This window comes from Catellatospora sp. NPDC049111 (assembly GCF_040648615.1).
In the GTDB taxonomy this organism is placed as follows: domain Bacteria; phylum Actinomycetota; class Actinomycetes; order Mycobacteriales; family Micromonosporaceae; genus Catellatospora; species Catellatospora aurea.
In genome coordinates, this window is record NZ_JBEZEB010000013.1 from 125,367 (window position 1) to 143,194 (window position 17,828).

Sequence of the window (17,828 nt, forward strand, 5' to 3'; positions counted from 1 at the left end):
ACGTCCCGTCGGCACCATAGTTTGGAGAGCGCTCTCAACGGAACCCGGTATGACGATGCTCCACCTGCCGGGATCACGCTCTCCAGACGCGCGGCGCGGGCCTGCCCTAACTGCGGCTCCACCGGGCCAGCGAGCCCCACTCGCCGAAGCCCGGCACCGGCTCCCACTGCGTGCTGACGTCCACGCCGACCCGGTCCTCGACGGTGCGCTGCTGGGCGGTGTCGTCACTGATGACCCGGCGGGCGCTGCCGTCCTCGCGGAACTCGAACCAGGTCACGCAGGTTGCCCCGGACAGGGTCGCCGCATCGGCGTCCGGGTAGTCCCACTGCGTCATGCCGCAGAGGAAGAGCAGCTCGCCGCTGCGCCGGAAGGAGTAGTGCAGGCACTGGCGGCCGTAGGCGTCGAAGAACCAGACCCCGGCGTGCCCGTTGTCCCAGGCGATCTCGATGACCACGTCGGGCACCCCGTCGGCCGGCGCGGCCGGGACCACGGCGTACGGCTCACCGGCGGAGTCCCTGGCCTGGGCCTCGTCCGCGGACAGCGGATCGACCGGCTCGTGGCGGCGGAAGTTCCACCGTCTGCAGTAGACCGGCGGCAGCGCCGGATCGTGCCCTGCGATGTGGACGGTCACGCCGAGTCCTCCCCGTGGTCAGGCGTGACTCACGGTAGACCGGACAGGCCGCGCCGGGCAATCTCGGCGGACCCGTGCAGCGAGCAGAGCGAGCAGCACCACCTCGGCGAGCAGCAGATACCGCTCGGCCGCCCCGATCAGGAAACGGTCGGCGAGGGTCGCGCTGGCCAGCATGAGCCCCGCGAACCCGGCGGCCGTGGCGGCGGTCCAGCGGACGGCCCGGCTCACCGGGCGCAGCGTCACCGCGGCCAGCGGCAGCGCGACGAACGCCAGCATCGAGGCGTAGCGGTGCACGTAGCCGGTCGTGCTCAGCGGCCCGAGATCCGTCGGAGCCAGCGCCGCCACCGTCATGGCCGCCCCGAACAGGGCGAGCAGGACGCGGGGCGCGGTCTGGCGCAGCGCGGGCAGCAGGCACCAGGCCGACAGCCCGAACACCACCATCGCGGTGTCGGTGGCCCCGCCGCGGTCGTGCACGGCGAAGTCGCTGACCGTCAGCGAGACGTGGCTGAGCTGCGGGTCCGGGTCCACCTGGCCGACCGCGGCGAGCAGCGCGGTCAGCGCGCTGCCCGCGAGGCCCGCACCGGCGAGGACGCGTCTGTCGATCATGCGTCGACGCTATGCCCGGCCGTGCCGCCGAGGGCTCCGGTGTTCACCCTGCCCCGACCCCGAGTTGTCCGGCCGCGCGCTGCGGGTGATCCCTGAGCGGGCCATCCCTGACCGTGCCGTGATAACTCGCGCGACGGCCCGCATCGACGTCGGTAGCGTGCCGCCCATGGGACTTCGGGGGTACGCCGGGCCGGGAGACGACGAGCAGATCGAGCGCGTACGGCAGGCGGCCCTCGCGGTCGACGGCGACGTCTGGCTGCCCGGCCCCGACGGCGACCTGCCCGGCGAAGCCCGCGTGGTCGCCCAGGACGGCGGCGAGATCGTCGGGTTCGGCCGCCTCGACCGCTGGACCGAGGACGACGGCACGGAGATGTTCCTGGCCACCGGCTTCGTCCACCCCGCACACCGGGACCGGGGCCATGGCACGGCGATGCTGCGCCGCCTGGAGGCGTACGCGGGCACGCTCGGCTCGGGCGCACCGTTTCAAGTGCTCGGCGGCAACGCCGACGACAGCCAGCCGGGCTCGCGGCAGCTGCTGCTGGACCACGGCTACCGGGTCGCGTTCACCGTCGTCGACCTGAGCCGTCCCGTCGCCGCCGCCGACGAGCCCGCCGCGCCGACACCCGGCCTGGAGGTCCGCCCCGTGCTCGCCGAGCACCACCCGCGGATACACGCCGCGATCACCGAGTGCTTCACCGACAGCAGGCTCGGCTTCGTCTCGGTGGACTACGACACCTACTTCGCGGGGGTGCGCGACACCGAGCTGTGGGCGGTCGCCTGGGACGGTGACGAGATCGCCGGGCTCGTGATCAGCGAACGGGAGGGCGACGGCGTCGCCGACTCGTCGTGGGTCGCGGTCCGGCCCGCGTACCGGCGGCGCGGTCTGGCCTCGGCGCTGCTCGGCCGCAGCCTGGCGGCCATGCGCGAGCACGGTGTCGGCGTCGCCACGATCCGCACGGTGGCCGAGAACCCGAACCGGACCGTGCAGCTCTACGAGCGGGTCGGCTACCAGGTCGTGCGGCGGCAGCCCCGCTACCGCAAACCGCTGACCGCCGCTTTCACCTGAGCGGCGTACACAGATCCGCCGTCAACACTGTTGCTCGAAGTTTCTCTTGATCACACTTCGACAGATGTCGCTGTTATGGTCGGCAGTGCAGGAACATGGATCTCGGCTGCGCTGGGAGGTAGTCATGGCATTACGGTTCCTCGGGAAGGACCCCGACAGCCAGACAGACAACTCGCCGACCGTCTGGGACAACGGGGACAGCTATGTGATCCAGGGATGGCGCATCACCGACCCGGCGGTGCTTGGGGAAGTGGGTGACGTCCCCGCGCACGAGACTGTCCTGGAGATCCCCAAGCGGATGATGCAGTTCTTCCCGGAGGTAGGCGCCAGTGGCGGTGCAGCCGACATTCGCTGAACTGCTGGCCAAGTGCCAGCGCAGTGCCGTCCACCTCGAGATGCGAGACGGCTACATGCTCGACGACCCGAACTACCTCGCGTGGCGCAACGGCGAACGTCCGGTCCCCGGTTCCAGACCCGAGTGGGCTCACCCCTGGTACGAGATGGTCGGAGCCGTGATCAGTCGCGGAGGTTCGGTGCGCCGTGCCCGCATCGTCAGCGAACCCATCAGCGATTACGTCAGATTCGAGTACGACACCACCGACGTCTGCAACATCACCGCCGGTGAGGCCGTTCGCTGGCTTCCCCGCCGGCAGGCGTCTGACCTCCCGCTGCCTGGCAACGACTACTGGCTGTTCGACGACGGCATCGTGTTGTTCAACCATTTCGACGGGGAAGGTAACGCCACCTTCCGCGACACGAGCAGCGACCCGGCGGTGGTCGAACTATGCAGGCACGCGTTCGAAGCAGTCTGGCAGCGGGCCATCCCGCACCACGAGTACCGGCCGGCCTGACTCGGGACCGCACGTGGCTTCGAACACTTCCTCCAGTTCGCAGGAGGCCCTGAATGCGCTTGGCCAGCGCTTGCGTGAGGTGCGCCTGGACGCCGGACTCAGCGGCAGGGATCTTTCCCGGCTGACCGGCTGGCCCCCGTCAAAGGTCAGCAAGATAGAGAACGGCAGGCAGGCACCGTCGACCGAGGACGTCCGGCAGTGGTGCTTCCACTGTCGGGTTCCTGAGCAGATACCTGACTTCATCACCTCCCTGCGTGCGGTTGAGGGGATGTTCGTCGAGTGGCGTCGCATGGAACGCACCGGACTCAAGCAGGCGCTTGAGTCCACGGTTCCGCTCCACGAGAAGACGAAACGTTTCCGCACGTACAACGCGTGGCTGATACCGGGCATCCTGCAGACGGCCGACTACACGAAAGCGGTGCTGTCCACCATTGCCGGTCGGCGAGGTGTGCCCGACGACAGCGACGAGGCCGTCAAGGTGCGGCTGAAGCGACAGCAACTCACACGCATGGGAGACCACCGTTTCGCTGTCATCGTGGAGGAGTCCGTCCTCTACAGCAGCATATTGAGCCCTGAGCTGATGTACCGGCAGCTCGAATACGTCGTGGACATGTCCGCCCTCCAACGGGTGAGCCTTGGTGTCATCCCGAGGAGTGCCGACCGCAGCTCCATGTGGGCGGTCGAGTCCTTCTGGATCTACGACGAGGACAGGGTGACGGTGGAGCTGGTATCGGGCTTCCTGAACCTCACCCGGACTCATGAGGTACGCATGTACGCCCAGGCGTTCCTGTCGTATGCCCAGAAAAGGTAACCCGGCCAGAAGGCAGGATCAAGGACCAGTCCAGAGGTATCGAGCAGCGGGTAATCGGCCCGGCCGGGAAAGAGCATGTGCTGAGCCCGTCATGCGCTCGTCGGTGCCGCGTTCGCCGCGTGCGGGAGTTGCTCGGCGACGGCATAGTGGTCCACCAGGCCCGCGAGGACCTCGCGGGTCCGCTGCATCTCGCGGAGCTGGTCGTCGACCCGGGTCAGTTCGTCGCGCAGCCGCGCGGTCAGTGCGGGGGTGCGGATGGCCTGCTCGGTGATGCACGGCAGGACGTCGTAGATGGTGCTGCTGGACAGCCCTGCGGCCAGCAGCGAGCGGATCAGGGCGACCCGCTCGACCGCCGTCGGCGGGTAGTGTCGCTGCCCGCCGGTGCTCCGGGCGCTGCCGAGCAGCCCCTGCTCCTCGTAGTAGCGCAGCGATCGCGGGCTCGCCCCGGTCGCTTCCGCCAGTTCACCGATACGCATGCGGAGACCTGCCTCACAAGACTTGACCCTGACGTCAATGTGAGGTCCTACCTTAACCGCATGACCGACGTCATCGCACCCGCCACCGCCTCCGGCGCCCTGCTCGCACCGGCGCTCGAACCGGTCACCATGGCCGGCCTGCGACTGTCCACACGCTTCGTCATGGCCCCGATGACCCGCGCCCAGTCGCCCGGCGGGGTCCCGACACCCGCGGTCGCGGCGTACTACCGCCGCCGTGCCGAACACGGCGTCGGGCTCATCATCACCGAGGGGGTGCTGGTGGACCACCCCAGTGCCGGACACGAGGACGCCGTGCCCCGGATGGCGGCGGGTCCGGCAGAGGACGGCTGGCGGCACGTCGTGGACGAGGTCCACGCGGTCGGCGGCCGGATCGCGGCGCAGCTGTGGCACCTGGGCAGCCTGCGCGAGCCGGTCGACGGCCTGGCGGCCTGGTCGCCGTCGGCGGTGCCGGAGCCGGGGCGTCCCCTCGCCCACCCGATGTCGCTCACCGACGCCGACACGATCCTGACGGCGTACGCCGAAGCGGCCCGGGTCGCGGCACGCGCCGGATTCGACGCGATCGAGATCCACGCCGCGCACGGCTACCTGCTCGACGAGTTCCTGTGGCCGCGCACGAATCGGCGCACGGACCGGTATGGCGGGTCGGCAGCCGGCCGAGCCCGGTTCCCCGCCGAGGTCGTGCGCGCCGTGCGCGCGGCCGTCCCCGCGGACATGCCGGTGATCGTGCGGTTCTCCCAGTTCAAGGAACGCGACTTCGACGCCCGCATCGCCGACTCCCCGGCCGAACTCGCGACGATCCTGGAAGCCCTCGCCGGGGCGGGAGCCACCGTCCTGCACGCCTCCCAGCGCAGATTCTGGCAACCGGTGTTCCCCGGCTCGCCGCTCAACCTCGCGGGCTGGGCCAAGCGGATCACCGGCCTGTCGGCCATCACCGTCGGCGGGGTGGGCCTGACCCGCGACTTTCTCGAACCCGGCCGGGAGACCTCGCTGACCGGACTGGTGCAGCGCCTCACCGACGGAGAGTTCGACCTGGTCGCCCTCGGCCGCATCCTGCTCGGCAATCCCCACTGGGTGACCCTCGCCGCCGGGGGCCGGATCGAAGGCATCGAGGACTACCGCAAGGAGCACGAGCACACGTTCGCCTGAGGTACCCGGTTGGCGGTTGTCGTCTCCCACTGACACCATGCCGATCATGCGATGGGCACCGAATCAAGATCAGAATGTTTACGTGATGGTCGGGCCGTCCGGGGGTCGACCCGACTTCGAGCAGGTCCCACGCATGTCATCGACCATCTTCGCTCAGCCTGGCCACGACGTGACCCCGCCTGGCGGCATCGTGCGTCTGGTGGGCGACCTGGTCTTCTATCCGCCTGTCGCACGTATGGCCCTGCTCGGTGCCATCGGCCGCTGGATTGCCCATTGGGTGGTGTTCCGAGGTGGCTGGACGGTCTACATAGACGCGCCGGACCGAGACCCGATCAAGATCAGATGTGCCGGTCGCGCGGAAGCCCGCGTCCGCGCAGATCAGCTCGCCGTCGAGATGGAAACCCATGGCGTGGAGGCGGTGGACGGACTGGCCCGGCAACGGTAGCCGGCCACCGCGCCGGTGGATGCGGGGGTGCCGTCGATCTGACGCACAGCCGGCGGGCGCAGTGCGGAACTCCAGGAAGTTCTGACAGGCGGTCCGGCCAGGATGTCAGGAGCGGGGCGGCGTGGGCGCGGCGGCGTGCAGCGCGGTCAGGGCCGCGTCGAGCGCCGCCGACAGCGGCTCGATCGACCGGGTGGCCTGCGTCAGCAGCAGCCCGCCCTGCACCGAGGCGAACACGGCCAGGGCCAGGCGGTCGGGGTCGGCGTCGGGGCGCAGCAGGCCGCTGTCGCGCATGCGCCGCAACCCGTCGCGCAGGTATCCGCACCAGCTGTCCAGGTGCTCGGCGACCTGCGCGGCCGCCACGGGGTCGGTGCCGGTCAGCTCGCTGACCAGAGTGCCGACGGGGCATCCCCAGTGCGGCTGGGAGCCGTAGTGGGCGAGCAGCGCGTCGCGCCAGCCGTCCCAGTCCGCCCAGGTGTCGAGCGTCTCCAGGTAGGGCCGCTGCGCCTGGAGCACCCGCTCGAACTGGTACGTCGCGATGGCCATGACGAGTTCGGTCTTGCCGCCGGGGAAGTAGTGGAACAGCTGGCTCTTGCTGGTCAGCGTGCCCGCACGGACGTCGTCGAGGCTGGTGCCGCCCACCCCGCGCGCCAGCACCAGGTCCGCCGCCGCGGCGACGATCCGAGCGCGGGTGGCGGCGCCCTTGGCGGTGAGCCGGGGTGCGGTGGCGGTCGTCATCAGCACATTCTAGCGATACTGGACCACAAGGTCCAATCCTCCGCGAGGCTCCCACGCCGTGGGCGGCCCTGACCCGATGAAGAAAACTTTTGTAGGCTCCCCGGTGACATAGCTATTTCCTACAGGGGTGAGCGCATGAACGAGCCGACGCGGACCATGGCGGTGGCGGTCTCCGCCGCCGGACTCTGGACCTCCCCCGACGTCGTACGCCCCCTGGACACCCCCGCCCTGAGCACGCCCGCGGGGTTGCGCGCCTGGGCCGCGGCGCAGGGCCCCGACGAACGACGTGACCTGTGGGGCCGGCTCGACAGCCAGCTGCTGCTGGGCGAGACCGTGCTGGTCACGGAGGTCCGTGACGGCTGGGCCCGGATAAACGCCCCGCTGCAGCCCTCCCGCAAGGACCCCCGCGGCTACCCGGGCTGGCTGCCGCTGTCGCAGCTCGCCGCCCCCGCCGAGCCCACCGGCGAGCAGGTGGTGGTCACCGAGCAGGTCACCGAGCTCCGAGACGCTCCCGACGGCAGGGTGCTCGCCGACGACGTCAGCTATGCCACGGTGCTGCCCGCCCGCCGGCGGCAGGACGCGTTCACCGAGGTCGTGCTGCCCGGCGGGAGCACCGGGTGGCTGGCCGACAAGCACCTCGACACCTATCGCGCCCGCGGTCCGCTGCCGACGACCGAGCAGCTGGTTGCCGCGGGACGGCTGTTCCTCGGCCTGATGTACCTGGCCGGCGGCACCCACGGGCTGATGCTCGACTGCTCCGGGCTGCCCCACCTCATCTACCGCCGGTTCGGGCACAGCGTCCCGCGCGACGCCAGCGACCTGGCCCTGCTGGGCGAGCACGTCGAGGTGGCCGAGCTGGCCCCCGGCGACCTCGCGGTGTTCCAGAACGACGAGACCGGCGACGTCTACCACACCGGCATCTGCACGGGCGGCGAGCAGCAGGTGCTGCACGTCTCCCAGCCCGACTGGGCCTGCCTGGACGGCGCGCTCAGCGAGCGCCGCCGCCGCCACCTCGTGTCGGGCCGCCGCCTGCGGTCGGAGTAGCGCGCCCGCTCCCGCGCGGGCCGGCGGCGGCCCGCGCGGGAAGGGTCGGCGTCAGCCGCCGTTGACCGGCTGGAACGGGGTCAGGTCGACGGTCGGCCGGGTCGTGCGGGCCGTGACCGCGGCGACCGGGGCCGGGATCGAGTCGAACAGCTGCCGGCCCAGCACCGCGTGCGCCTCGACGGCCGGGTGGGTGGCGCCGTAGTTGTCCAGCCCGCCGAGCGAGTCGGCGAAGAAGGCGAACGTCAGCGCGGGCGCGCCCGAGCTGTCGAACATGATGCCCACCTCGTGGCGGCCCGCGCCCAGGGTGTTGAAGTCGGCGCCGTACTTGACGGCCACCCGGCTGCGCTCGTTGGACGACATGTTGCGGCGGATGCCGTCGTGGTAGCCGTTGACCCAGCGCATGATGCCCAGCAGGAAGTCGCAGGACTTCGGGGACAGCAGGGTCTTGTTCGCCAGCCGCCACAGCAGGTCGTGCATCTCGGCGGGCGTGGTCTTGCCGAGGAAGAAGCGGTTGGGGTTGGCCACCGGGATGACCCGGGTGTTGACGAAGCCCTTGGCCGCGAGGATCTGGTTGATCTCCAGTGCGGGCACGACCCGGCCGCACATGCGCACCGCGGTGTTGTCGGAGACCAGCAGCAGCGCGGTGAGGAAGTTCGCGACGGTGATGTCGTCGCCCCACACGGTGTGCAGGTGGTAGATGCCGCTGCCGCCGAGGATGATGTCGGCCTGCAGGTCGAGCTTCTGGTTGAGCTGCAGCTCGCCGCGGTCGATCTTGTCCATCACGGCCACGGCCACGGCGACCTTCTGGACGCTGTAGCCGTCGACGATCGCATCGACGTCGTCGGCGATGATCGTCTCCAGCACCCCGGCCGCGTTCACCGCGGCGACGTGCGAGTGCCAGACGCCACCGGCCTTGGTCTTCTGTCGCTGGTACACCCGGCGCAGGTGGCCCGGGCCGGTGCCGCGCTCGTCCTCGGCGGCCGACGCCGGCGCGGCTACCCCGAACGTCGCCGCCGCGGCGCCGAGGCCGAGGCCGCCGATGGCGGCGCGGCGGGAGAGAGGTGTGGACACAGGGGTTCCCCGTTCGTCGTCAAAGGATGGTCCGGTCGATCCTAGGCACGCCCACGTACGGTTGCCGACCCGTCGCCGCCGCGGCCTGCACAGACATCCATCAGGGCGCATGCGGGCGGCGATCGGTCCCTCCACTCTCGACTGTCGGCGACCGCGTGAGCAGCGCCGGTCGCCGGACGTGCGAACCCGATCGGGTGACTGTCACCAAAGCGACACGCCCGCCACGGTACGCGAGCCGCCCTCACGACCTCGGCTGCCTGGCCATACGCATGATCCATCTGCCGTGACATCGATCCCTGACGCTCATTCAGGTTTGCGGGCAACTCGGCCGGTGTCGGGCGCTTCGCCGGGAGTGCTACCTAGGGACTCTTCCCAGGATTCGGCAGAGGAGACGGACCGGCGTGCTCGCGGACGATGACACCAGGCAGTGGGCGCAACGCCTCGCGGCGGCGACCGCACCGCAGGAGACCGGCATAGCCGACGGCGTCGTCGAGGCGTACCTCGCCGGCGGAGCCCAGCGTGAGGCGATCCTGCGCCCCGGCCGCACCGGCTCCGGTTCGGCGGGCGTCGAGCTGGTCACCGCGCTCGCCGCGGTGCTGCAGGCCGTCGACGTCGCCGGCGTGCACCTGAAGGCGCTGCTGGACGCCGAGGCCACCGGCAACGCACTGAACCTGCTCGCGCTCATCGTCGGGATCAAGGCGTACCGCACCTCGAAGGCGAACCGGCCGCCGCAGGACCCGCCCGTCGACCCCGAGCTCGCCGCGCGGGCCAGGGCCGCGGTGGACCGGATGCAGACCTCCCTGGAGAAGTCGGGGCTGCCCCCCGACGAGGCGCACGAACGCGCCGTCCTGGTCATCAAGGAGCTGCTGGCGGCCCCCGCCTCCGCCGCCGCGTTCGTCCGCCGGGTCAGCGCCGAGGCCGCCAGGGAACCCGGCTCCGGGCCGCCCAACAGTTCGCGCCGCTGGTTCCGCCGCGGCGGCAACTGAGATGGGCCCGCACCGGCCGCGGCGACCGGCCCGATGACCGCCACCGCACCAGCGCCGGCCGTCGCGCCCCCGCTGCCACGCCCGCTCGCGCCGCCCTGGCTGTGGCTGTTCTTCGCGCTGTGCCTGCTCAGCACGGCATGGAACCTGCCGAGCCTGCTCGCCGATCCGGTGGCGGCGGCGCGCGCGGTGTTCGACCGCGGCTCGCACGCCGACCCGACGGTGACCGCCATGCTCGCTGTGCTGGCCGTCTGCTCGGCACTGCCCACCCTGCTGATCGGCCTGGCGCTGGGCGCGGTGCTGCTGCCGCGGCTGCGCGGGCGGCTGGTGGAGCGGCGGCTCGTGCCCCCCGGCGCGCTGCCGGTGCGCGCCGCGTCGGCCGTCGCGCAGATGCAGTCCTTCGTGGACACCGTCCATCACGGGGTGGTCGTCCGGCTGTCGGCCGCGCCCGGCAACGGCGGCGCGCAGGTTTACGCCGCCGGCTGGCGCGCGCCACGCATCCTGGCGTACCCGCCGCTGGTCGCGCTCTGGGAGCAGGACCCCGCCGCCGCCCGCGCGATCCTGGTGCACGAGCTGGGCCACATCCGCAACGGCGAGCACCTGCTCGTCGGGCGGCTCGGCCCGTTCGCGCTGTTGGCCCGCGCCTGGGCGCCGGTATACCTGGCGCTGCTCGCCGCGCCGCCGCTGCTGCTGCCGCTCGCCGACGAGCAGGCGTTCGAGGTGGCGAGCTCGCTGCTCGGCGGAGCGGTGACCGCCGCGCCGTCCGGGCTGATCGCACCCGTGCTCGCGCTGTGGGTGGCCGAGCTGACCGCCGACCGGGTCGCCGCCGAGGACGGCCGGGCGCAGCCGCTGGCCGGCACGCTGTCGCGGGGCCGACGCGTGTTCGGCCGCCTGCTCACCCACCCGCCGCGCTGGCTGCGCCGGGCGCTGCTGCGCCGCCCCGACCCGGCGACCGTGGCGGTGCTCGCGGCGTGGCCGCTGACCTTCCTCGGCGAGCTGGCGCTGCTCGGCGCGGCGGCCCTGGTCGCATCGGCCGGTGAGCGGTGGACGCTGGCGCAGGCCTGGCACCACTACACCGGCGCGGGCTACGGGTTCGCCTCGGCCGGGCTGCGCACCTGCCTGGTCGCGGGCCTGCTGCTGCTGTGCTGGCCGTGGCTGAGCGGCGGGTGGCCCGCGCTGTGGACCCGCGGGCGCGCACCCGTACGGCCGCGCACCGGCACCGCGCTGCACGTGGCCGCGGCGCTGATCCCGCTCGCCGCCGCCGGGGCCGTGTTCGCCGTCCGGCCGGTGCCGCCGGCGCAGCTGTGGAGCCTGGACTACCCGGCCCGGCTGACCGCCGAGCTGAGCGGCGTCGGCCCGGCCACGACGCCGCAGCCCGGACCCGACCTGCCCGACGGCACGGGACCCGGCTGGACGGGCGGCCCGATCACCTACCCCGTGCGGCTGCGGACCGTCGCCGTGGTGTCGCTGACCCGCCTGGGCGGCAGCGACGGCCGCACCGCCGAGGCGAACGCGATCCTGCTCGACAGCGTCTGGGAGTTCACCGCGGACGGCCGGGTCGTGTGCCGGCCCTCCGGCGGCCGCAAACCCGTGGGCGGCACGTTCACCGCGGACGGGCCCTGGCACCTGTCGGTGGGCGCGTTCCCGGCCGACTTCACCGACCCCGTCGCCGACAGCATCGTCGGCCGGTTCGACCTCGCCGTCAGCCCGCCGCGGGCCGAGCTGCAGTGGTCCGCCGGCTGGTCCGCCGACGGCGACAGCAGCCAGTACCGGACCGTCGTCACGCTGATCCCGCAGGACACGCCATGAGACCACTGCCGTCCCTCGCCCGCTTCTACCGCCGCCACCTGCGGATCAGCGGCACCGTGAGCACCCTGCTGCTGGTCGCCGGGCTGGCCACCGCCGCGCTGCTGCCCGCCCCGCCCGCAGCCCGGCCCGCGCTGGACATGACCCGGGCGAGCGCGTGGTTGGAGAGCACCGCCATCGGTGCGGTGTCGCTGGTCAGCGCCACGGCCGGCCGCGTCGTGACGGTCACCGCCGTGCCCGGCGCGGCCGGCCACCGGATGTCGGTGCAGCAGGACGGGCCCGATCCGTACGTGTCCGATCTCGACGCGAACACGATCACCCGGATCGACGGCGCACGCCTGACCGCCGACCCGGCGGTGGCGTTCCCCGCCCCGGTCGACCTCGTCACGGCAGGTGGCGACCTGTACGCGGTCTCCATGACCGCGGGCTCGGTCACCGCCGTCGACCCGGTGACCCTGACCGAGACCGGGGTCCCGCTCGGCCTGCCGCATCCGCCGCTGAGCGCGGTGCTCGCCGGGCCCGACGGCACCCTGTGGGCGCACATGACCCTCAACGGCACACTGGTCGGCGTCCGCGACGGCGCCGTCCGGACCAGCGCGCCGTCGGCGTTCTTCGCCGAGCAGGTCGCCCTGGCCGAGGTCGACGGCACGGTGGTGCTGGCCAACCTCGCCAAGGGCATCGTCGTCGCGCTGGACGAGCGCGGCGTGCCCGCGCAGCGCTGGGCGGCGCTGCCCGCCACCGGGCCGACCGCGCTCGTCGCCGCCCGGGGCGCGGACGGCGTCCTGCCGGTCGTCCTGCCCGGCCGGGGCGAACTCGTGCTCAGCCGCCCCGGCGGGGCCCCGGCCGACATCGTCGACCTGCGCGCCGGTTCCGCCGCACGCCTGGGCAGGCCGGTGCAGGCGGGCGGCGTGGTGTACGTGCCCGACGACGCCACCGGCCGGGTGCTGCGCTACGCGCCGGGACGAGGGCTGCTCGCGCCGCTGTGGGTCACCGCGGGCCAGGCGAGCCTGCGGGTCATCGCCCGCGACGGCCTCGTCTGGGCGCACGACGCGGACGGCCCGCAAGCGGTCGTGGTCGACGGCGACACGGTCCGCAGCCTGCTCAAGTACACCGTGCCGAGTCCGAGCGCCGTCCCGTCGGCCGCACCGCCGAGCGCCGCCGCGCCGCCCTCGCCCGGCCCGTCCCCCGTGCCGCGCCGCGACCCGGTGCTGCGCCTGCCGATCACCTACCGGGCCGTGTCCATCGCGTCGTTCACACAGCTGCAGGGCCAGCCCGCGTGGGTGCCCGCGATCAAGGACCGCCTGCTGTCCGGGACCTGGCGGCTGACCAAGTCGGGCTCGATCTCGTATACCGCGCAGGGCATGGCCGCCAACATGCAGCCGGTGCGCGGCACGTTCTCGGTGTCGGGCAGCCGCGTCGGCTTCCGCGGCACCAAGACCTACCGGGACTCGGTCGCGAACAACTCGCTGACCATGTCCGGCACCATCACCGCCGGTCCACGGCCGGTCATGACGATCACCTTCAACTCACGCAACGAGACCGTCGCGATCGTCAACGGGCAGACGTTCCGGACCGTCGTCGTCTCCCGCTACCGCGCCACGCTCCGGCTCACCGCCTGATGAACCCCTCGGAAAGGACACATATGACCGACCTGCGCAACGGCACCGTCCTGGCCCAGCAACCCCCGCCGCCTCCGCCGGACGTGGCGGCGTTCGCCCGCAGCTTCCGCGGCCTCACCGGCGTCGTCGAGCAGACCGTGCACGGCCAGGCCGAACACGTCGCGCTCGCGGCGACCTGCCTGCTCGCCGAGGGCCACCTGCTCATCGAGGACGTGCCGGGGGTCGGCAAGACGTCGCTGGCCACCGCGCTGGCCGCGGCGTTCGGCGGGCGGTTCCGGCGCATCCAGTTCACCGCCGACCTGCTCCCCGGCGACATCACCGGCGTCACCGTGTACGACCAGCGGCGCAACGAGTTCACCCTGCACAAGGGCCCGGTCTTCGCGAACGTGGTGCTCGCCGACGAGATCAACCGGGCGTCGCCGAAGACCCAGTCGGCGCTGCTGGAGGTGATGAGCGAGCAGCAGGTCACCATCGACGGCACCCGCCACCAGCTGGAGTCGCCGTTCCTGGTCGTCGCCACGCAGAACCCGGTCGACCACGACGGCACGTACCCGCTGCCCGAGGCGCAGCTCGACCGCTTCCTGATGCGGCTGGAGCTGGGCTACCCCGACCACGGCGCGGAGCGGCAGATCCTCGCCGGACACCGGGGCGGGGCCGCGACCAGGCCGCGCCCGGTCACCGCGCTCACCCCCGAGCAGGTGCGGGACATGGCCGCGACGGCCCGCTCGGTGCACGTCGACGACCAGGTCGCCGACTACATGATCCGGATCGCCGCGGCGACCCGGGCGGCGGAGCAGACCCGGCTCGGCGTCAGCCCCCGCGGCACGGTGGCGCTGCAGCGCGCGGCGCAGGTGTGGGCGGCCGCGTTCGGGCGGGAGTTCGTCACCCCCGACGACGTCGTCGCGCTGGCCCCGTGGGTGCTCACGCACCGGATCCTGCTGACCGCCGACGCCGAGTTCGCCGGAGCCACCGCGTCCGGTGTGGTGCAGGCGGCGCTGGACGCGGTCCCGGTGCCCCGCCAGCCGGTGCGGCCGTGACGGCGTCCGGGCTCACCCGCCCCGGCTGGGGGGTGGCCGCCGTCGCGGTCGCCGCACCGGCCGGCGGATACCTGCTCGGGTACGCCGAACTGCTGCTCATCGGTGTCGCCGCGGTGCTCGCGCTGGCCGTTGCCGGGATCTCGGTGTACGGCGCGCTGCCCGCCGCGGCGGACCTCGACCAACTGCCCGCCCGCGCGCAGCGCCACACGCCGACGTCCGGCCGACTGGTGGTACGCGCGCCCTCGCGCCGCCGCAGCCGCGCGTGCACGGTCCACCTCCAGGTCGGCGACGCCCTGGCGGCCGTGACCGTGCCCGCACTGGCGGCGGGGCGGGACTGGAGCGGCCCGGTGCCGCTGCCCACCGGCCGCCGCGGCGTCGTCACCGTGTCCGCGCCGCGGCTGTCCCTGGTGGACGCGCTCGGCCTGTGCCGCCGCGAACGCATCGGGCAGGGCGGCGGCAGCATGTGCGTGCACCCGGTGGTGGCCGCCGGGCTGCCGGCCGGGCGCTCGCCCGCCGGGGACGGGCACCCCGCCGGCCAGCCGTCACCGGCCGGCCTGACCCACTGGGGGCTGCGCGACTACCAGCCCGGCGACGACCTGCGCCGGGTGCACTGGCCGTCCAGCGCGCACACCGGACGCCTGCTGGTACGCCAGTTCGAGCAGGACCTGCAGCCCGGGCTGACCCTGCTGATCGACAACCGTCCCGACGCCGACCCCGACGGATTCGAACTGGCCCTCGACGTGGCCGCGACCCTCGCCGTCGCCTGCCTGTCGGCGGGAGCGGGCTGCGAAGTGCGGTTCACGGCCGCACCCGGCTGGCGGCCCGCGAACCCCGCGACCGCCCGCGCGGGCCTGCTCGACCTGCTCAGCCGCACCGCCGTCGCCACGTCCGGGCAGCTCACCCCCGCCCGGCGCGGCGGCGCGGCGGCGCTGGCCGTCGCGGTCACCGCCCGGCCCGAAGGGGCCGACCCGGCGCTGCTGGCGCACCTGTCGGGGCTGGGCCGACCGGTCCTGGTGCACACCGGCCCCGCGGCGGCGGTCACGTCCCTGGCCGGGTTCACCGCCGCCTGGCCCCGGCTCGCCGCGACGGCCCGCTCCCGGGCACGCCGATGACGGCCCCGGTCACGGCATCGCGGGGCGCTGTCCCCGCACCGGCGACGCCCGACCGCGGGCCGCTGGGCGGAGCGGCCATGACCACCTGGCTCGCCGCGGCGGCGGCCGGGGTCTGCGCGGCGGCCGGCTGGCTGCGCGTCCTGCCCGGCACCCGGATGGCGGTGCTGCTGGCCCTGGCCGCCACCGCGCCACTCCTGCTCGCCGCGACAGCCCGGCTGCTGCGGCGCACGGCGTCCACGCACGACACGGGACAGGACGGCGACCGACGTCCGACCACCGCCCCGCCGCCGGTGTCCGCGCCTGGGCCTACACCTGCCTCCATGCCCGTGCCTGCCTCGATGCCCGTGCCTGCGTCCATGCCCGTGCCGGCGTCCATGCCGGTGCCGGTGCCGGTGACGTTGGGGCTGTCGCTGGCGGTCGCGGTCACCATCGCGGCGGCGACGTTCTGGGGGTCACCGGCGAGGGTCGCGCAGGCCGCGGCGGCCGCCGTCGACGGCTGGGCGCACCTGCTGGCGACCACGGTGCCGGCCGGCCCGGCTCCGCTCCTGGCGACCGGGCCGTTCCTGCTGGTCTGGCTGGCGGCCGCGGTCACCGGCGAGCTGCTGGCCCGCACCACACGCACCGCCTGGGCCGTGGTGCCCGCCGCCGTCGTCTTCGGAGCCTCGTCCGCGCTGGCCGGGGGCGTCGCCTACGCGGTCGCCGCGGCGGTCGGGTTCACCCTCAGCGGCGTGCTGCTGCTCCGTGCGCGGGCCCGTGACCTGCGTGGCCCCGCCCTCGCGCGGCGGTCGGCGCGGGTGGCTCAGGTGGCGCGGGCCGCGGTGGCGGTTGTCGCGGCCGTGGCGGTGGCCGTCCTGGTCGTCCCGCACCTGCCCGCACGGCCTCGGCTGGACCCCCGTGACCACGTGACCGTGCCCGACACGGCGCTGACCGGGGTCAACCCGCTGGACCGGGTGACACCGTGGCTGTCCGCCCCGGACACCGAACTGTTCCGGGTCACCGGAGACGGGCCGCTGCCACAGCGCCTGGCGCTGGTCGCGCTCGACGCGTACGACGGCCGCACCTGGACCTCGACGGCGCGCTACCGGCCCGCCGGGTCGGCTGTGCCCGCGGCCCCGTCCGGTGGGCGGCGGCTGAGCGTCGAGGTCGCCGTCACGGGGCTGGGCGGCGTCGCGCTGCCCACCGTCGAGCGACCGGTGCGGCTGGACGGCCCGGCCACGCTCGCCGTGGACCCGAACACCGGCCTGCTGCTGGACACCGGCGGTCTGGCCCCCGGGCTGCGATACGCGATGACGAGCCTGGTGCCCACGCCGCCGCAGCCCGCCGACGTCGACGCCGCTCCGCGCGATCCGGCCCCGGCGGCGGCGCTGCCACCCGGCGTACCCGCCGAGATCGACGCGCTGGCCCGCGCCGCGGTCGGCGGCGAGACACGCCCCGGGGCGCAGGCCCGGCTGCTGGCCGCGTACCTGTGGGCCAGGGTCCGCAACGACCCGGGCAGCGCCCCCGGCCACGGCTACGGCCGGCTGGCGGCCGTGGCGGCGACCGGCGTCGGCGGCGCCGAGCAGATCGCCGCCCTGTACGCCGTCGCCGCGCGCGGCCTCGGCCTGCCGGTACGGCTGATCGTCGGGTTCACCGTGCCGGAAGGCACGAACGGGCTGGTGCGCTCCGGTGACGTCGCCGTATGGCCGCAGGTGCGCCTCGGCGGGCTGGGCTGGGTCTCGTTCGGCCCCACCGCGCGGGCCGCGCCCGGCTGGCAGCCGGCTGCCCCGCCCACGGCGGCACCGCTGCCGTCGACGCCGCCCCGCCTCGTGCCGGGCGCGGGCGCACCTACCCCAGGTGACCAGCTCGCGGCGGACGGGCCGCTGCCCGTGCGCCGCCCGGACTGGCCGCTGATCGCGCTGATCGCCGCCGCGGTGCTGGCCACGGCGTGGCTGTCGCCGCAGGTGGCCCGCGCCCTGCGCCGCCGACGACGGCGGACCCGCCGGGACCCCGCCGAGCGGGTGGCGGCCGCGTTCCAGGAGGTCGTGGACACCGCCGCGCGCGCCGGAACACCCGTCGCGCACAGCGCCACCGTGCAGCAGGCGCTCGACCGGGTCGACACCGCCATCGACCGCCGCCGGCCGCCCGACACCGACTTCGCTGCCCGCCAGGTCGACCTGCACGTGCTGCGGGAGCTGACCGAACGCGCCGTCTACGGCGCGCGGCCGCTCACCACCGCCGAGGCCGACGACGCCTGGGCCCGCGCCGACCGGCTGCGGCGCAGGCTGCGCCGGCCCGTCCCACGGCGGCGACGCCGCCCCTGAACGCGGGCCCCGGCGCACCTCCGGGGCCCGTCCGGACCATCCATCCATTCCCGACCGGAGGAACCACC

At 73.8% G+C, this 17,828-nt stretch carries 18 protein-coding genes; 13 read left to right on the plus strand and 5 right to left on the minus strand.

Features of this window, described 5'->3' with window-relative positions:
• Positions 1 to 106 precede the first annotated feature (106 nt).
• Both AB0B66_RS20335 and AB0B66_RS20340 read right to left on the minus strand, forming a co-directional pair.
• A complete protein-coding gene (locus AB0B66_RS20335) occupies positions 107 to 631 on the minus strand; it encodes a hypothetical protein (protein WP_360531748.1) in 525 nt (174 codons plus the stop codon).
• A gap of 18 nt (positions 632 to 649) precedes the next feature.
• On the minus strand, positions 650 to 1,237 hold the full coding sequence (locus AB0B66_RS20340; RefSeq protein ID WP_360531751.1) for a DUF998 domain-containing protein: 588 nt from the start codon (positions 1,235 to 1,237) through the stop codon (positions 650 to 652).
• A gap of 166 nt (positions 1,238 to 1,403) precedes the next feature.
• Here AB0B66_RS20340 and AB0B66_RS20345 point away from each other — a divergent pair, with 166 nt between their 5' ends.
• From AB0B66_RS20345 to AB0B66_RS20360, 4 genes are all read left to right on the plus strand, one after another.
• Positions 1,404 to 2,303, plus strand: a complete 900-nt coding sequence (locus AB0B66_RS20345) for a GNAT family N-acetyltransferase (RefSeq protein ID WP_360531753.1) — start codon at positions 1,404 to 1,406, stop codon at positions 2,301 to 2,303.
• A gap of 124 nt (positions 2,304 to 2,427) precedes the next feature.
• A complete protein-coding gene (locus AB0B66_RS20350) occupies positions 2,428 to 2,658 on the plus strand; it encodes a hypothetical protein (RefSeq protein WP_360531756.1) in 231 nt (76 codons plus the stop codon).
• The gene (locus AB0B66_RS20355) at positions 2,633 to 3,154 is read left to right on the plus strand and encodes a DUF6879 family protein (RefSeq protein WP_360531758.1); all 522 of its coding nucleotides are present in this window, start codon (positions 2,633 to 2,635) and stop codon (positions 3,152 to 3,154) included. The genes AB0B66_RS20350 and AB0B66_RS20355 overlap by 26 nt, the downstream gene beginning before the upstream one ends.
• A gap of 13 nt (positions 3,155 to 3,167) precedes the next feature.
• Complete coding sequence (locus tag AB0B66_RS20360) at positions 3,168 to 3,965, plus strand: helix-turn-helix transcriptional regulator (RefSeq protein ID WP_360531761.1); 798 nt, start codon at positions 3,168 to 3,170, stop codon at positions 3,963 to 3,965.
• An 89-nt stretch (positions 3,966 to 4,054) separates the two neighbouring features.
• On the opposite strand, the gene AB0B66_RS20365 is transcribed toward AB0B66_RS20360, so the two are convergent.
• Positions 4,055 to 4,441, minus strand: a complete 387-nt coding sequence (locus tag AB0B66_RS20365; RefSeq protein ID WP_360531764.1) for a MerR family transcriptional regulator — start codon at positions 4,439 to 4,441, stop codon at positions 4,055 to 4,057.
• Between the two features lie 60 nt (positions 4,442 to 4,501).
• On the opposite strand from AB0B66_RS20365, the gene AB0B66_RS20370 reads away from it, so the two are divergent.
• Both AB0B66_RS20370 and AB0B66_RS20375 read left to right on the plus strand, forming a co-directional pair.
• Positions 4,502 to 5,608 (plus strand): 12-oxophytodienoate reductase, encoded by a 1,107-nt coding sequence (locus AB0B66_RS20370; RefSeq protein WP_360531767.1) that lies wholly within the window; start codon positions 4,502 to 4,504, stop codon positions 5,606 to 5,608.
• A gap of 133 nt (positions 5,609 to 5,741) precedes the next feature.
• Complete coding sequence (locus AB0B66_RS20375; RefSeq protein ID WP_360531770.1) at positions 5,742 to 6,053, plus strand: hypothetical protein; 312 nt, start codon at positions 5,742 to 5,744, stop codon at positions 6,051 to 6,053.
• A gap of 105 nt (positions 6,054 to 6,158) precedes the next feature.
• Here the strand turns inward: AB0B66_RS20375 and AB0B66_RS20380 are convergent, their stop codons facing one another.
• Positions 6,159 to 6,788, minus strand: a complete 630-nt coding sequence (locus AB0B66_RS20380; RefSeq protein WP_360531773.1) for a TetR family transcriptional regulator C-terminal domain-containing protein — start codon at positions 6,786 to 6,788, stop codon at positions 6,159 to 6,161.
• A 135-nt stretch (positions 6,789 to 6,923) separates the two neighbouring features.
• Here AB0B66_RS20380 and AB0B66_RS20385 point away from each other — a divergent pair, with 135 nt between their 5' ends.
• Positions 6,924 to 7,832 (plus strand): NlpC/P60 family protein, encoded by a 909-nt coding sequence (locus AB0B66_RS20385; protein WP_360531776.1) that lies wholly within the window; start codon positions 6,924 to 6,926, stop codon positions 7,830 to 7,832.
• A gap of 51 nt (positions 7,833 to 7,883) precedes the next feature.
• Here the strand turns inward: AB0B66_RS20385 and AB0B66_RS20390 are convergent, their stop codons facing one another.
• Positions 7,884 to 8,903: a serine hydrolase gene (locus AB0B66_RS20390; protein WP_360531779.1), complete on the minus strand. Its 1,020-nt coding sequence runs from the start codon at positions 8,901 to 8,903 to the stop codon at positions 7,884 to 7,886.
• A 401-nt stretch (positions 8,904 to 9,304) separates the two neighbouring features.
• On the opposite strand from AB0B66_RS20390, the gene AB0B66_RS20395 reads away from it, so the two are divergent.
• The 6 genes from AB0B66_RS20395 to AB0B66_RS20420 all read left to right on the plus strand — a co-directional run bounded on the left by AB0B66_RS20395 (position 9,305) and on the right by AB0B66_RS20420 (position 17,760).
• Positions 9,305 to 9,889 (plus strand): hypothetical protein, encoded by a 585-nt coding sequence (locus AB0B66_RS20395; RefSeq protein WP_360531782.1) that lies wholly within the window; start codon positions 9,305 to 9,307, stop codon positions 9,887 to 9,889.
• Between the two features lie 33 nt (positions 9,890 to 9,922).
• Positions 9,923 to 11,695 carry a hypothetical protein gene (locus AB0B66_RS20400; protein WP_360531785.1) on the plus strand — a complete coding sequence of 591 codons (1,773 nt, stop codon included), beginning with the start codon at positions 9,923 to 9,925 and terminating at the stop codon, positions 11,693 to 11,695.
• Complete coding sequence (locus tag AB0B66_RS20405; protein WP_360531787.1) at positions 11,692 to 13,311, plus strand: hypothetical protein; 1,620 nt, start codon at positions 11,692 to 11,694, stop codon at positions 13,309 to 13,311. Before AB0B66_RS20400 ends, AB0B66_RS20405 begins: the two co-directional genes overlap by 4 nt.
• A gap of 23 nt (positions 13,312 to 13,334) precedes the next feature.
• Positions 13,335 to 14,348 (plus strand): MoxR family ATPase, encoded by a 1,014-nt coding sequence (locus AB0B66_RS20410; protein ID WP_360531790.1) that lies wholly within the window; start codon positions 13,335 to 13,337, stop codon positions 14,346 to 14,348.
• Positions 14,345 to 15,460: a DUF58 domain-containing protein gene (locus AB0B66_RS20415; RefSeq protein WP_360531793.1), complete on the plus strand. Its 1,116-nt coding sequence runs from the start codon at positions 14,345 to 14,347 to the stop codon at positions 15,458 to 15,460. Before AB0B66_RS20410 ends, AB0B66_RS20415 begins: the two co-directional genes overlap by 4 nt.
• 77 nt (positions 15,461 to 15,537) lie before the next feature.
• Positions 15,538 to 17,760, plus strand: a complete 2,223-nt coding sequence (locus tag AB0B66_RS20420; protein WP_360531796.1) for a transglutaminaseTgpA domain-containing protein — start codon at positions 15,538 to 15,540, stop codon at positions 17,758 to 17,760.
• The last annotated feature ends 68 nt before the right edge of the window (positions 17,761 to 17,828 follow it).